This is a genomic window from Algoriphagus halophilus, from assembly GCF_041729275.1.
Classification (GTDB): domain Bacteria; phylum Bacteroidota; class Bacteroidia; order Cytophagales; family Cyclobacteriaceae; genus Algoriphagus; species Algoriphagus halophilus_A.
In genome coordinates this window covers 3,570,395-3,584,684 of the sequence record NZ_CP146486.1, presented here as the reverse complement: position 1 = coordinate 3,584,684, position 14,290 = coordinate 3,570,395, and the positions used below count along the sequence as shown (strand labels likewise).

The window sequence follows — 14,290 nt, the reverse complement described above, 5'->3', positions numbered from 1 at the left end:
ATTAATGTCAAGAAAATGTACTTTTTTACCTAGTTTATTTTTTTAGAATATTTTTGATGACGAATCCACCATACAATTGCTCCAATCAAAAGCAAAATGACAACAGGAGCCACCACGTTGATTAATTGCCAAAAAGTCTTTTGTTGGGCAACTTTTACCTTATTCAATGGTCGGATTTGAAAAGTTCTGGTCCTAGAGGCAATGATCCCCTCGGGATCTACCAGGTATTTGACCATATTTCTCAACAATAATTTATTGGCAAAGGTCATTTGACTGAATGGGTCTTCTCCCAAGGCCAATGGGCTTCCATCTTGAAGGCTTTTTGACTTTGAAATACATCCCCATCTCCAAAAACTACTACCTTCCCTATGCCAGACTCTTTAAAATCTCTTTTAGAAAAACCCTCAGGCAAAAATCTGTTCTTAAACAAGGAAGTAAACTCTCCTTCCAGCAAATAAGCCAAAGGTAAACTCTTAACAGAGAAAGCCTCTACCGGAGGTTCTTGTTCCATATCACTGAAAGCTACTCGGACAGGAGCAGGCAAAACCCGTGAGTTATTGGAGGAAAATATCAATGGTGTCTTTTTTACTCCCTCTGCCATTACAGTATCCAAACTACTTGCAAAACGATAATAAACCACATCCAATCCTTTGGTAATCGGATGACTTTGCATGACACCTGCCTGGATAAAAAATGGCCAAGGCAATGGAACCATTTGATCCTGATTCCCAAAATTCCCGGCCATTACCGGAAAATAACCAAAATTCAAATCCTGTATTAAGTCCTTATTTACCCGAATACCATACTTAAAAAGGAGGTTTTCCAGTCCTGAGTCCACTGGCATTGCCAAGGTCCCCTCTCCACCAGCTTCTGCAATATCTACTGCCACTCCATCCACCATAACTACCAGGTTACCTCCATTCATGACATATTGATCCAGGAGGTAAACCTCTCGATCAGAATAAATGTCTCTTGGCCCTTCTATGAAAATGATTTTAAAATTCTCCAAATCAGCGGGCGACTTGGCCTGTTCCAATGGAACTTTAAACAACTCAAATTCTCCATCCAATGCCTCCACAATTCCGTACCCTTCATCCTCTGCCATTTCTCCATGTCCCATGATCATAGCAATGGCTGATTCCTCCGGACTCACCAATTTCTTGATGGCATTACTCAACTCAAACTCCAGATTCTCGATGGATTGATTCAATATCTCATCAGGAGACATCCCTCGTTCCCCTTTCAAAATCAAGGCTCCTGTTTCATACTCTAGATTACTGACCAAAATCCCAGGAAATATCAACTGAACCTGTTGTCCAGAATTTTGTTGTGAATAAAGGTTGGTAGGATTGATTCCATATGCTGTAAGCGAACCTATAAAAGCCTCTTGCTCCGATTCTGCAACTGTCAATGGGTCAAAATAGGAGTAGGTGATTTTCTCAGGGCTATAGGCATTAAAGGTTCTTACAGTCTCCTCTACGGATTTTTGAAGTCTCCTCATTCTGAAGATTTTCTCCCACCAGAAGAATATCTACGTGAATAGGTTCTGTCAACTCAGAAAGGACCTCTTCCGTTGCCGGGTGCAAAGAATATCTCTTCTCCTCTGTCAAGTCAATTCTAAATCTGAGCAATTGAGCGAGTAGTGCAAAAATTACAATACCACTAACTAGGAGTAGCCAAGACTTGACGCTATTTAATGATGACTTTTTCATTTGTTTTTCAAAGTCAAAACACTCAATCCAAGAAATAACCAAACCATTCCTAGCATAAAAAACACATCGCTTGAATCGACCACTCCCCTACTCAAATTGATATAGTGGAAACTCAAACTCAGCTCTTCTACCCAGTAGGCAAAATCACCTACCTGAAGATCTGCTAAAGCAGAAAATCCAAAGTACAGGACAAAACAGAGGAATACACCCAAGACAAACGCCAGCACTTGCTGAGAAGTCAGTGCACTAGCAAAAAGTCCTACAGCTGCAAAGACCGCCCCAATCATCAATAAGCCGATCCAAGATCCAAAGAAACCTGCCTGGTCCAAATTACCTACAGGGTTTCCCAGTTGAACGATACTAAAGAAATAGAGTAAAGTGGGTAATACGGCCAACACCACCAAAAACAGTAAGGCAAAATACTTGGCAAACACGATTTGCAACAAGGAAAGAGGGGATGTACGAAGCAATTCCCAGGTCCCGGTTTTTCGTTCATCTGCGATGGACCGCATTGCTATGGCTGGAACCAAAAATGTAAATACGTAAGGAGTATAAGTAAATAGGGCTTCTAAGTCAGCATATCCATATTCCAACACACTACTTTCTGGAAATACCCATACGATCAGCCCTATTGCGATAAGGAACAAAGCCAGGACAAGATAGCCTAGGAGACTTCCAAAAATGCATTTATTTCTTTGAAGAACAGACTTTTCATTGGGTTTATAACTGTTTATCAAAGGTCCTCAAAAATCTCGCATAGCAAATACCCACTCCAATGTTCAAATTCTTAATTATGCTTGATTTCATTTGGTGATCTCTCTGAAAATTTGTTCTAAATTCTTTTTACTCTGGTTCAGGCTCATCAAATTCAAGTCCTTCTCTTGGACGATTCTCATGACTGACTTCCTAGCCTCTGCAGGATCTTGGCAGGAAATCAAGAGTGAAGTATTTCCTTTTTTCCCATAGATCGGAGTTCCAATGGATTCAAACCAACTCAACTCAAGTGCTTCCTCCGTTTCTAATTCCAGTTGAACTTCTGATGTCTTGGAGGTTAAATTTTCCAATGGCTCCGCAGCAAGAATCTTACCCTTATTGATGATTACCACATCATGACAAATCGCTTCTACCTCTTGCATGATATGAGTAGAGAGGATCAAGGTCTTTTCCTTGGCAATTTCAGAGATCAGATTTCTAATTTCTACCAATTGGTTGGGGTCCAGACCTGTGGTCGGCTCATCCAGAATAATGACTTGGGGGTCATGGATTAATGCTTTTGCCAGGCCCACTCGCTGTCTATATCCTTTGGAAAGCTGACCTATTTTTTTGTGCTGCTCAGGTAATAAACCTGTCTTTTTTAGAAGTTCCTCAATGCGAACAGTTCTTTTCTTTCCCTTTACTCCATAAATCCCGGCAGAAAATTCCAGAAATTCCCTTACATACATATCCAGATAGAGCGGGTTATGCTCTGGAAGATACCCTATCAAAGGACTTACTTCTTTGGGATTTTGTAATGCATTTTTCCCCATCACCTGAACTTGACCGGCATCCGCTTGAATAAATCCAGTGATGATTTTCATCGTAGTGGATTTACCTGCTCCATTGGGACCAAGAAATCCTAAAATTCTCCCAGGCATGGCTTTGAAAGACACTTGATCCAGTGCTTTCTGAGTTCCGTACAGTTTAGATAATTGGGATACTTCTAAGGACATGAGTTTAATTTACAAGATCAAAAGTAAGCAAAAATTATAGTTTCCGAGGTTCATCATGATTTGATAGCTTTTCGGTCCAAAAGCATAAAACTGGAAACAAACTTTACTTATTTCACCTAAGGGTGAAACTTACTTTCCTCTGCCTAGATTTTCCAATAGCAGGTCAATTTTTGTGATGCCTACGTATTCTGCCACCAATTCTTTTCTGGAATTATAACAAAAAATAGATGGCACACTTTTAATTTGATAGTAGCTGGCCACATTCATGTCAGCATCTAATAGAAAGTGAACAAAGCTTTTGTCTTGGATTCCTAGTTCCTCGACAAACCCAATCATTTCTTCTTTAGGTTGCACAGTCGTGAAAATGAGATTATAGTCTTTAAACTCATCTATTCGCTCAGAAATCTTACCCAACTCATCCTGACATAAATGGCACGTAGAGTTGAAATAAATAAAGAGCGTAGGCTTATTCAGAGCTAGTTGATGAATAGAGTTTACTTTTCCATAAATATCATTCAGTGTGAAATCCGGTAAATCCTTCGGAGCAGAAAGGGTTGGTAATGCCTCGATATTTTCATTGTCAGAGGAATATGCCAGATAGGCGGTACATCCCATAAGTAAGGTAAATAATACGATCAGATTTACTTTTTTCATGGTAAGATTTCAAAATGATTGAGGGCTCAAATTAAACACTAAACTCGCTGAAAGCAATTTAATCACTTGCTAATAGGCATCTTTTGCTTTTGTTTTAAATAGGTTGGTTAAAAAAACAAACACCCACAATATTAAATTAAATCGTGGGTGAATGGGCTCTTGTAGAACTTGCCAGAAAATTTACTTTTTCCCTTTTGGTCTTAAAGGTCTGCACTCTACATCTGTCACAAAATAATTAGGGTGGGTTTCCAAGGTTTGAACCATGGTGGTAGCCACATCAACCGGTCTCATCATATGTTCATGTGCATCCACTCCCGGAATATCGTCAAAGAAATTGGTTTGAATGGACCCTGGATAAATGGTAGAAACTTTGATACCAAAGTCTCTTAATTCCATGTATAGGGAATGGGAAATCCCTCGAACAGCATGCTTGGTTCCAACATAACCAGCGAATTTGTTCACTCCATTTAATCCAGCGATGGAAGCAACATTCAAAATGTGCCCCTCATCAGCTGCCTTCATGGCAGGGATCAAACGTTTGGTTGTGTAGAAAATTCCGTGAACATTGGTATCAAACATCGCCTTCCAATCCTCCGAAGAAAATGTCTCTGTGTCACCTGCCACTCCAAAACCAGCATTGTTCACCAAAATCCGAATATCACTCCCAAGCTTTGCTACGGTAGATTGAAATGCATTTTCAACAGCCTCTTCATTTGCCACATCGCAAGAAAAAAAGTGGAAGTTTTCATGTTTAAAATCTGGAGCATTTCTCCCCCATCCTGCTACCACTGTTCCTTTTTCTACTAATTGCTTCACCACTTCCAGACCTACTCCTTTACTTACTCCTGTTACTACTGCTATTTTTCCTTTTAATTCCATATCGTTATTTTCTTGAGTTCACCATTAAAAACATTTGAATTGAAAATAGTTCTTTAAATAGAAGCATTTATGGGATTTCTTTCAAAGAAAAACTCAACCTTCAAGTAATTTTCTAAATTTGATCATATAGAATTTAACCATCAATCATGAAAAAAATAATATTACCCTTACTTATGGCACCAATTCTAGGTGCAGGAACTGTCATGGCACAGTCCTCTCTTAGACCAGAAATAGACTCCAAGGCGAACTCTATAGAATCTAAGGTGATCGAGTGGAGAAGAGACATCCATATGCATCCCGAATTGGGAAATCAAGAATTTAGAACTGCTAAAAAAGTTGCCGATCATTTGAGGTCCTTAGGAATTGAGGTAACTGAGGAGGTTGCGGTGACTGGTGTTGTAGGATTTTTAAAAGGAGGAAAACCCGGTCCAACTGTAGCGTTAAGAGCCGATATGGATGCCCTTCCTGTTACTGAAAGAAATGATCTTCCATTCAAATCTGTAAATACCGCCACTTACAATGGTCAGGAAACCGGTGTCATGCATGCTTGCGGACACGATACCCACGTGGCTATTTTAATGGGTGTTGCAGAAGTTTTGGCCAGTATGAAGGATGAATTAGAAGGAAATGTAAAGTTCTTTTTCCAACCTGCTGAAGAGGGAGTGTATGGACAGGGAATGGCAGGTGCAGAACTCATGGTAGCAGAAGGAGTCATGGAAGATGTTGATGCCGTATTCGGTCTTCACATTGCCTCTCAAATGGAAGTAGGAAAAATCGGTTACCGATCTGGGCCTGCAATGGCCGCGGTTGATAATCTTGAAATTACTCTCAAGGGTCGTCAGGCTCACGGAGCCTCACCTTGGTCTAGTGTTGATCCGATCGTCACATCTTCCCAAATCGTAATGGGGCTACAAACTATCTTGTCAAGAAGTGTTAATATTACAGAAAATCCTGCGGTAGTTACAGTCGGCGCCATTCATGGTGGAATCAGACATAACATCATTCCAGAACAAGTAGAAATGATCGGCACTATCCGAACTTTCGGAGATGAACAACAACAGCTAGTTCATAAAAGAATTACAGAAATCGTAACCAATATAGCAGAAAGTGCTGGCGCGGAAGTTGATTTGAAAATTGAAAAACTTTATCCTTCTACAGTTAATGATCCTGCCCTGACTGCGACTATGTTGCCCACCTTGCAGGCTGCAGCCGGTGAAGGAAATGTAATTTCAATGCCTCCTGTAACAGGAGCTGAGGACTTCAGCTTTTTCCAAAGAGAAAAGCCTGGATTATTCATCAATTTGGGTGGAATGAAAAAAGGTGGAGATCCTACCACTACCCCTTCTCACCATACACCAGGATTCTATATAGACGAGGGTGGGTTCACCTTGGGAGTAAGGGCATTGAGCTATTTTGTCGTAGACTATATGGGAATGCAATAAAAATCCCTAAAAGAATGAGGCCGCGATTTCACAAGAAGTCGCGGCTTTTTTTAGTATTGATCTAAGCACCAAGGTGGCATAGTTTACCTCACTATTGAAATTACATGAGCAGCAAATCCCTACATTCTCTTCACTAATTCTTCCATAATTTTTGCCATGATCGGCTCTGCCATCGCTGCTGCTTTCAAAACCTCTGCTATGGTTACTCTTTTTATCTTTCCTTCCACACCCAAATCGGTAATTGCTGAGATTCCAAATACTTCTATTCCCATTTGTCTTGCCACAATTACTTCAGGTACAGTACTCATCCCTACTGCATCTGCACCAATGGTTCTTAAGTATTTATATTCAGCTGGGGTTTCCAAATTGGGTCCCTGTACTCCTGCATAGACTCCGGTATGAAACATAAATCTATTCTCAATGGCAATCTCTTCAGCCAATTGAATCAATCGCGTTGAATAGGCATCACTCATATCAGGAAATCGTACCCCAAATTCATCTAAATTCTTTCCCCGCAAAGGGTTTTCAGGAAACAGGTCTATATGATCATTGATGATCATTACCTCTCCTACGTGCTGCGACGGGTTTAATCCCCTGAAGCATTAGAGACCAATAATTGACTCACTCCCAATAGCTTCATCACTCGAACCGGAAAAGTCACTTCTTTCATAGAATAGCCTTCATAATAATGAAATCTACCTTTCATGGCTACCACTCTCTTCCCATGAATGGTACCGAAAATCAATTTACCTGAATGGCTTTCCACTGTAGAAACCGGGAAATACGGAATTTCGCTGTAATCGATTTCAATATCTACATGAATTTTCTCTCCTAGTTTACCAAGACCTGTTCCCAGAATAATTCCGATATTCACGGATTCAGAATGGAGGTTTTGTATAAATTGAAAAGCTTCTTTAATCTGATCTGAGTAGTTCATGGTCTGCATAATTCTTAATTAGTAAAGATATTAAAATTGACCATTGTGTGAACACTTCATGGATATAGCCTGTTGTTTTGACTTAAAAACAAATGAAATGATCAAAATCATCGTAGGAACCAACCGTAAAAACTCTATTTCCAAAATTATTGCCGAATTATATCAGTCTATTCTAAAGGAAAAAGGAGCTGACTCTGAAATTCTGGAATTGGAAAACCTACCCATTGATTTTATTGAAACTGCTTTATATGAAAACAATGGAAAAAATGAGGATTACAATCTCTTCCATGACAAATTCAAGGAAGGCGAAAAATTTGTATTTATTATCCCGGAATACAATGGTTCCTTTCCAGGTATTTTAAAAGCGTTTATTGATGGGATGACTTATCCCAATATTCTCCAAAATAAAAAAAGTGCCCTAGTGGGCATCTCTTCTGGAATCGGGGAGGTGGCATCGCTTTGAGCCACCTCACCGATATATTCCATTATTTGGGGATGCATGTCCTTGCTCTCAAGCCTAAACTTGCCAAAATAGAGCAAAATATGTCAGATAACCTGCTCACCAACAGGCTTTACATGGACTTATTGCATTCCCAGGCAGACATGCTGCTAGAGTTTTAGCATTTAGTCCACATTATCGTGTAAGAATCTATTATTTCCTAGAATCTCATTATCATCGTTCAGGTTATACTTACTGATATTTTGCTCTGAACTATGCTGAGGCTCATTCAATTTCACATTCTTACGCTGGTAAGCAGGAACTTCCATTTTCTCTTTTAATTCTTCCGGAGTTGGATTGAAAGTTCTATTACCTCTTAATTTTTCGAAACGCTCATGAGCTCTTTGAATCGCCTTTTGTTTCATTTGCTCATAGTAATCATTTGCGAACATTGGAGCTTCTGGCTCTTCCTCTTTCTTTTCGGGCTGAGGCTCACTTTTCTCCTGCTCCTCGTATAAATCATGAACGATTTTCTTTGGCTCAGGCTTCACAAATTCAAACTCTGATTTCTCATCTTGTTTTGGCTTCACTTCGAAGTTGAACTCTGGTTCCACTTCTTCATTTTCCACTTTCTTAGCCGGCTTCTCTTCTGCTGGTTTATTGGCCACAGGAGCTGCTTTTGGGAAAGAAAACACGAAGGTTGAACCATTGCCTACTGCTTCTTCTTTTACTTTTTCACTTTTTCCGGAATCCAAATTGATCACTGTCTTTACAGCTTCAGGCTCTGGAGTTTTATCTGCCACACTTGGAGCAATCACAGGCGTTGGCAAAGGCGTCTTCATCTCTGCTTTTTTAGCTGCCCCTTCCAATCGATCCATTTCAAAACCAGTAGCAATCACAGTTACACGAATCGCCTTCCCTAGCTCCACGTCAATACCCTGACCAAAAATCACTTCAGCATTATCTCCGGCTTTCTCTTGAATGTATTCAGTGATTTCACTCAACTCATCCATGGATAATTCTTCATCTTCACCAGACATGATGGAAAGAAGAATCTTCTCGGCTCCTTTGATATCCACGTTGTTCAACAGTGGAGAAGAAATTGCTGCACCCGCTGCTCGGATTGCTCTCCCTTCGCCTTCTTCAGTGGAAGATCCCATCACTGCTGCACCCGCATCTTTCATGACGGTTTTCACATCCTCAAAATCGACATTGACATCTTGATGGATGGTAATAATTTCAGCAATTGATTTCGCAGCGGTAGTTAGGATATCATCCGCTTTTCCAAAAGCAGTTCTGATCGCAAGATTTCCATAAATCTCTCTCAGCTTATCGTTCAAAATCACCAGCACGGTATCGCAATTTTCACGTAGTGATTCAATCCCTTGCTGCGCAACGTTCATTTTCTTTACCCTCAAACATAAACGGAGCAGTTACGATACCTACCGTTAGTATGTTTAATTCTTTTGCAATTTTGGCAATGATTGGAGCTGCACCTGTTCCGGTACCTCCTCCCATTCCTGCTGTAATAAATACCATTTTGGTATTATCAGCCAATAGCTCACGAATCTCATCCTGGGATTCGATCGCTGCATTTTTACCTTGCTCAGGATTTGCTCCTGCGCCTAAACCTTCTGTAAGGTTTGCTCCCAATTGAAGTCTCAAAGGAACCGGACTGGATTTCAAAGCTTGCGCATCTGTGTTGACCACGACAAACTCCACATCTTTAATTCCTTGGCTGAACATGTGGTTCACGGCATTGGAACCGCCTCCACCAACGCCAATCACTTTGATAATCGACTTTTGATTTTTGGAAGATCAAATCTGTAATCTTTCATGTTATCTGACATATTTATTTATTTGGTGAATTATTTTCAGTTGTTAGTAAAAAGGTTAATTGGGGAAATAAAAAGCAAAGCCAAGTATCTCCCTCAATCATAAGCCCTAGTAGGTAATATCATCTCCAATATCATCGGTAATCAACCCTTTCAGCTTGGCACCGATACTTCGGAAAATATCTTTTGAAATCAATTCTTTATTTTCTTGCCTCACGATCGGACCCGAATTGGCAAGTCTTTGTTTGTATCCTTCTTCCCGGTCATCCAGGGATTTAAAGCCCGCTAAAACAAGTCCTACAGAAGTGGCATACATAGGAGATTTTACATCTTCTACCACTGACTTTCCTAAATGCTCATTAGGGTAACCGATACGGGTATCCAATCCAGTCATGTATTCAAATAACTGACTGATGAATTGTAATTGAGAACCCCCTCCTGTCAACACAATCCCTGCTGCAAGCTTCTTATAGTGACCAGATTGCATAATCTCGTTCTGGACGATCTCAATGATTTCTTCCATTCTTGCCTCAATAATCGAAGCCAGATTCCGAATAGATATCTCTTTAGGAGGTCTATTTCTTAATCCTGGAATGGAGACGATTTCATTTGGATTTGCTTCATTGGCAATGGCCTTTCCAAATCTGGTTTTCAATAGCTCCGCTTGATTTTGCATCACCATACATCCCTCTTTGATATCAGTAGTAATGATGTTTCCGCCCAATGGAATTACTGCTGTATGGCGGATAATATTTTCATAGAAAATGGCAATATCTGTAGTGCCTCCACCAATATCCACCAAGCAAACCCCTGCTTCTTTTTCCTCATCACTGAGTACGGAGAGGGAACTTGCCAATGGCTCGAGAATCAACTGCTTGGAAGTGAGGTTGGCTCTTCGAACACATCTATTGATATTATTAATAGCGGTTGTTTGTGCGGTGATAATATGGAAGTCTGCCTCCAGACGAGTTCCGGACATTCCTACAGGATCTTTGATCCCGCCTTCATAATCGACGGTGTAATCCTGAGGCATCACATGGATGATGCTGTTACCCGGAGGAACAACAATATTCTCCATGTCACTGGAAAGTCTCCTTACGTCCTCTACCGTAATCTCATCTTCTGTTGGAGTTCGCATGATGCTTCCATGCACGATTTTGCTTTGAATGTGCTGTCCTGCTATCCCGACAATGACTTCTGCAATATCCACATCAGCCATTTCAGAAGCATCTTCGACCGCCTTTTGGATAGCATGCACAGTTTTGTCGATGTTGGTGACAACACCCCGATTGACACCGTCAGAAACGGCTTTTCCCATTCCGAGTACTTCGAGTTTGCCAAACTCATTTTTTCGGCCGATGATCGCACAGATTTTGGTGGTTCCAATATCCAGTCCGACGATTAGTCTGTCATTTTCCATTCCCAAGCTATTATTCACAAACAATTTGATCTTTAAACTTTACGCTCACACGCTCATAGGCATTCCAGCCTTTTCGCGGTAATATCTCCTTATAGAAGACTTCTATTTTCTTAAATTTCTCAGCGATGTCTTTAGCATCTCCGAATTCGATGACCTGCTTTCCTACTTGCTGCATCAATCGAATATCCGTTTTGGAATTCACTTCCAATTCCGGAATCTGTGCAGACCAAAAATCATCCTCAACGATGAAATTGATCAGGTCCATTAGTTCGGGCATTTGTTCCATTACATCGCCCTTATCCATCAATTGCTCGGCTTGTTTGCCTTGCAAAATCAATACTCTACTCGTATAAGAAGGCGAAGTAGGAATTACTTTACCCTCCAGCGTGATATATCCATCCGCAGCATAGGACCTCGCAATTCTTGCAATAGGTTGGTGCTGCTGAATCTTAAGATTCAATATGCCTTTTTGACCAATGGAAGCTTCCACTGATTTAATAAAAGGATGACCTGCCAGTCTTTTCTCCACTTCTTCCAATCTCACTTCTTCCAACATTAAGCCTGCTTTTAATTCAGGAAAAGCGGATCGCATGATCTCCTGTATTTCTTTCTCCTCCACAAAGTAGACTCCGCTGACTCCATCGATATTTATCTCAGTACCTTGAAAAGTCTTATACAAGGTTTGTTTCTCCACAAAGCCGATGAAGCCGACCAGCACCAGGCATAGCACCAGAAAAACAAGCGTCTTTTTGATCCTGATCTTTTTCATACTGTGTTTATTTTTTGTCTAGACTCCATCCAAGAAGCGATTCCGGAACCAAACGATCTATATCTCCAGCTCCAAGGGTCACTAAAACCTCGGGAGCAGATTTTTCCAAATAGCCCATCAGATCTACCTTACTAACCAAGGTCTTCTTTTTTGACCCAATTTTCTCCAAAAGCATGGCAGAGCTTACTCCCTCAATAGGCAATTCCCTTGCAGGATAGATATCCAATAAAATCACTTCATCAGCCAATGAAAGACTTTCAGAAAATCCATCTGCAAAATCCCTCGTTCTTGAATACAAGTGAGGTTGAAACACCACGGTAAGCTTACTGGTAGCGTACATGGCAATCACAGAACTTAAACATGCTCTGATTTCCTCAGGATGATGTGCGTAATCATCAATATAAACCAGGTGTTTCTGGTTGACATGAATTTCAAATCGCCTTTTCACCCCTTTGAAAGATGCAAGTCCTTTCTTTATTTGCTCATCCGTGATTCCATGTTCTGTAGCAATGGCAATCGCCGCCAAAGCATTTTCCACATTATGGAAACCTGGGATATACAATTCCAAATGAGGAATTACTTTTTTACCGTCCACATAATCAAACAAGAAGGATCCAGGTCGAGCTTGGATATTCTCTGCTCTTATTCCTTCGGATCTTAAACCATATTTTCTGGTGATCACTTTTGGTAAGCGATCTACACCTAGTCTATCTGCGGCATTAAACTGGATAAACAGTTTGCCCTTTTTGTCAATCAGCTTTACAAAGTCCCCAAAGCCATCTAATATGGTACTTTCATCCCCATAAATATCCAGGTGATCCGCATCCGTACTAGTCAACACAGCTTCATTGGGATGAAGTCTCATAAATGATCGGTCAAACTCATCAGCTTCCACCACAACAAATCGTTGCTTTTTGGATTTCTTTTTACCCAAAATCAGATTACTCTGATAGTTTTGGGTAATGCCTCCCAAGAAAGCAGCAATAGGTTTTCCAGCATCCTTGAACAAATGGGCAATCAAAGAAGAAGTGGTTGTCTTCCCATGAGTTCCAGCTACCGCGATGGTATAGAAATTCTCAGTCACCATCCCCAGCACTTCAGATCTCTTTTTCAAAGTGAAGCCTTTCTCCTTGAAATAGGCTAGCTGAACACTATCTTTTGGCATCGCCGGAGTCCACACAATCAGACTTGATTCTGGAGACTTCTTGATCGCTTCAGGAATGCTATCTAAAGAGTCATCAAATGTCACAGTCATGCCTTCGCCAATCAATTTCTCTATTAAAGGTGATGGCGTACGGTCGTATCCAGACACTGCATATCCTTCATGGTTGAACCATCGAGCAAGGGCACTCATGCCAATGCCTCCGATCCCTAGGAAATAAACCCTATGTATTCCTTCGAAGCTCATGCTACTAATTGTTCCATTTCTTTTCTGATGGCAATGGCCGCATCCGGCTTTGCCAAACTCTTTATATTCATTCCTAATGCAAGCCCAATAGCCGGGTCTTCCATCAGTTCATCTACTTTCAATTTTAATTTCCCTACAGCTTCTTGATCCTTTAGTAACCAAGCCGCATCATGACTTACATAAGCCATCGCATTTTTGGTCTGATGATCCTCCGCCACATTGGGAGACGGAATGAAAATCACTGGCTTTCCTACTAAAGACAATTCAGATACGGACAATGCTCCTGCTCTGGAGACAATCACATCCGCTACCGCATAAGCCAAATCCATTTCTCGGATAAATTCCCTTAAATGAATATTTTTCAATCCTGCTTTTTCAGTCTTTTCAAGCATGTCCTTGAAATAGTATTTACCAGATTGCCAAAGCACTTGGTATCCCTCTTTATCCAAGGATTTCATATCTTTTAAAACCGCCTGATTTAAAGTTCTTGCTCCCAAGGAGCCACCTAAAACCAACACCGTTTTCTTTCCTTCCTCTAGCTTAAAATGTTTGAGCGCCTGCTCTTTTTTCCCAGATAAATCCAGAATATCCTTCCGCACCGGGTTTCCTGTATAGGCAATTTTTTCAGCTGGAAAGAATCGCTCCATATCAGGGTAAGCCACACAAATTTTATTGGCTTTTTTGGCCAATAATTTATTGGTCAATCCTGCGTAAGAATTTTGTTCCTGCACTAAGGTGGGAATACCCATTCTTTGCGCTGCAAATAGTACCGGACCACTGGCATATCCTCCTACCCCTACCACCACATCTGGCTTAAACTCCTTTACCATTTTTCTGGCTTGCATCAGGCTATTCAAAAGCTTGAATGGGAACTTCAGATTTTCCAAAGTCAACCTCCTCTGTAATCCTGCTACTGGCAAACCTTCAATTTGATAGCCAGCTTCTGGAACTTTTTGCATTTCCATTTTGCCAAGCGCCCCAACAAATAGAATCTCACTGTCTGGAAATTCTTCTTTCCAGGCATTGGCAATGGCGATCGCAGGGTAGATATGTCCCCCTGTCCCTCCTCCACTGATCATGATGCGA

12 protein-coding genes and 3 pseudogenes are annotated in these 14,290 nt (G+C 40.8%); 2 read left to right on the top strand and 13 right to left on the bottom strand.

Going from position 1 to position 14,290, the window contains the following annotated elements:
* Positions 1-29: 29 nt before the first annotated feature.
* From V8V91_RS19155 to V8V91_RS19125, 7 genes are all read right to left on the bottom strand, one after another.
* Positions 30-293: a hypothetical protein gene (locus V8V91_RS19155; RefSeq protein ID WP_373396812.1), complete on the bottom strand. Its 264-nt coding sequence runs from the start codon at positions 291-293 to the stop codon at positions 30-32.
* On the bottom strand, positions 266-1,501 hold the full coding sequence (gene gldG, locus V8V91_RS19150; protein WP_373396811.1) for a gliding motility-associated ABC transporter substrate-binding protein GldG: 1,236 nt from the start codon (positions 1,499-1,501) through the stop codon (positions 266-268). Before gldG ends, V8V91_RS19155 begins: the two co-directional genes overlap by 28 nt.
* Positions 1,455-1,712, bottom strand: a complete 258-nt coding sequence (locus V8V91_RS19145; protein WP_373396810.1) for a Gldg family protein — start codon at positions 1,710-1,712, stop codon at positions 1,455-1,457. Before V8V91_RS19145 ends, gldG begins: the two co-directional genes overlap by 47 nt.
* A complete protein-coding gene (gene gldF, locus V8V91_RS19140; RefSeq protein WP_373396809.1) occupies positions 1,709-2,359 on the bottom strand; it encodes a gliding motility-associated ABC transporter permease subunit GldF in 651 nt (216 codons plus the stop codon). The genes V8V91_RS19145 and gldF overlap by 4 nt, the downstream gene beginning before the upstream one ends.
* Positions 2,360-2,515: 156 nt before the next feature.
* Positions 2,516-3,421: a gliding motility-associated ABC transporter ATP-binding subunit GldA gene (gene gldA / locus V8V91_RS19135; RefSeq protein ID WP_373396808.1), complete on the bottom strand. Its 906-nt coding sequence runs from the start codon at positions 3,419-3,421 to the stop codon at positions 2,516-2,518.
* 129 nt (positions 3,422-3,550) lie between these two features.
* Positions 3,551-4,075 carry a peroxiredoxin family protein gene (locus V8V91_RS19130; protein WP_373396807.1) on the bottom strand — a complete coding sequence of 175 codons (525 nt, stop codon included), beginning with the start codon at positions 4,073-4,075 and terminating at the stop codon, positions 3,551-3,553.
* Positions 4,076-4,255: 180 nt separating this feature from the next.
* The gene (locus V8V91_RS19125; protein WP_373396806.1) at positions 4,256-4,954 is read right to left on the bottom strand and encodes an SDR family oxidoreductase; all 699 of its coding nucleotides are present in this window, start codon (positions 4,952-4,954) and stop codon (positions 4,256-4,258) included.
* A 146-nt stretch (positions 4,955-5,100) separates the two neighbouring features.
* On the opposite strand from V8V91_RS19125, the gene V8V91_RS19120 reads away from it, so the two are divergent.
* Positions 5,101-6,396, top strand: a complete 1,296-nt coding sequence (locus tag V8V91_RS19120; protein ID WP_373396805.1) for an amidohydrolase — start codon at positions 5,101-5,103, stop codon at positions 6,394-6,396.
* Positions 6,397-6,515: 119 nt separating this feature from the next.
* Here V8V91_RS19120 and V8V91_RS19115 read toward each other — a convergent pair.
* Positions 6,516-7,333: pseudogene (locus tag V8V91_RS19115) on the bottom strand (purine-nucleoside phosphorylase).
* Between the two features lie 97 nt (positions 7,334-7,430).
* On the opposite strand from V8V91_RS19115, the pseudogene V8V91_RS19110 reads away from it, so the two are divergent.
* Positions 7,431-7,954 (top strand): annotated as a pseudogene (locus V8V91_RS19110) (NADPH-dependent FMN reductase).
* A 3-nt stretch (positions 7,955-7,957) separates the two neighbouring features.
* Here V8V91_RS19110 and ftsZ read toward each other — a convergent pair.
* From ftsZ to murG, 5 genes and pseudogenes are all read right to left on the bottom strand, one after another.
* A pseudogene (gene ftsZ, locus V8V91_RS19105) lies at positions 7,958-9,610 on the bottom strand (cell division protein FtsZ).
* Between the two features lie 106 nt (positions 9,611-9,716).
* On the bottom strand, positions 9,717-11,027 hold the full coding sequence (gene ftsA / locus V8V91_RS19100; RefSeq protein ID WP_074226964.1) for a cell division protein FtsA: 1,311 nt from the start codon (positions 11,025-11,027) through the stop codon (positions 9,717-9,719).
* A gap of 10 nt (positions 11,028-11,037) precedes the next feature.
* Positions 11,038-11,796, bottom strand: a complete 759-nt coding sequence (locus V8V91_RS19095) for a cell division protein FtsQ/DivIB (RefSeq protein WP_373396804.1) — start codon at positions 11,794-11,796, stop codon at positions 11,038-11,040.
* Positions 11,797-11,803: 7 nt separating this feature from the next.
* Positions 11,804-13,204 carry a UDP-N-acetylmuramate--L-alanine ligase gene (gene murC / locus V8V91_RS19090; protein WP_373396803.1) on the bottom strand — a complete coding sequence of 467 codons (1,401 nt, stop codon included), beginning with the start codon at positions 13,202-13,204 and terminating at the stop codon, positions 11,804-11,806.
* Positions 13,201-14,283 (bottom strand): undecaprenyldiphospho-muramoylpentapeptide beta-N-acetylglucosaminyltransferase, encoded by a 1,083-nt coding sequence (gene murG, locus V8V91_RS19085; RefSeq protein WP_373396802.1) that lies wholly within the window; start codon positions 14,281-14,283, stop codon positions 13,201-13,203. Before murG ends, murC begins: the two co-directional genes overlap by 4 nt.
* Positions 14,284-14,290: the final 7 nt, after the last annotated feature.

Coding starts and splice junctions, on each gene's coding strand:
- gldG (WP_373396811.1), bottom strand. CDS start 1,501: ATGAGGAGACTTCAAAAATCCGTAGAGGAGACTGTAAGAACCTTTAAT.
- V8V91_RS19145 (WP_373396810.1), bottom strand. CDS start 1,712: ATGAAAAAGTCATCATTAAATAGCGTCAAGTCTTGGCTACTCCTAGTT.
- gldA (WP_373396808.1), bottom strand. CDS start 3,421: ATGTCCTTAGAAGTATCCCAATTATCTAAACTGTACGGAACTCAGAAA.
- V8V91_RS19130 (WP_373396807.1), bottom strand. CDS start 4,075: ATGAAAAAAGTAAATCTGATCGTATTATTTACCTTACTTATGGGATGT.
- V8V91_RS19125 (WP_373396806.1), bottom strand. CDS start 4,954: ATGGAATTAAAAGGAAAAATAGCAGTAGTAACAGGAGTAAGTAAAGGA.
- V8V91_RS19120 (WP_373396805.1), top strand. CDS start 5,101: ATGAAAAAAATAATATTACCCTTACTTATGGCACCAATTCTAGGTGCA.
- ftsA (WP_074226964.1), bottom strand. CDS start 11,027: ATGGAAAATGACAGACTAATCGTCGGACTGGATATTGGAACCACCAAA.
- V8V91_RS19095 (WP_373396804.1), bottom strand. CDS start 11,796: ATGAAAAAGATCAGGATCAAAAAGACGCTTGTTTTTCTGGTGCTATGC.
- murC (WP_373396803.1), bottom strand. CDS start 13,204: ATGAGCTTCGAAGGAATACATAGGGTTTATTTCCTAGGGATCGGAGGC.
- murG (WP_373396802.1), bottom strand. CDS start 14,283: ATGATCAGTGGAGGAGGGACAGGGGGACATATCTACCCTGCGATCGCC.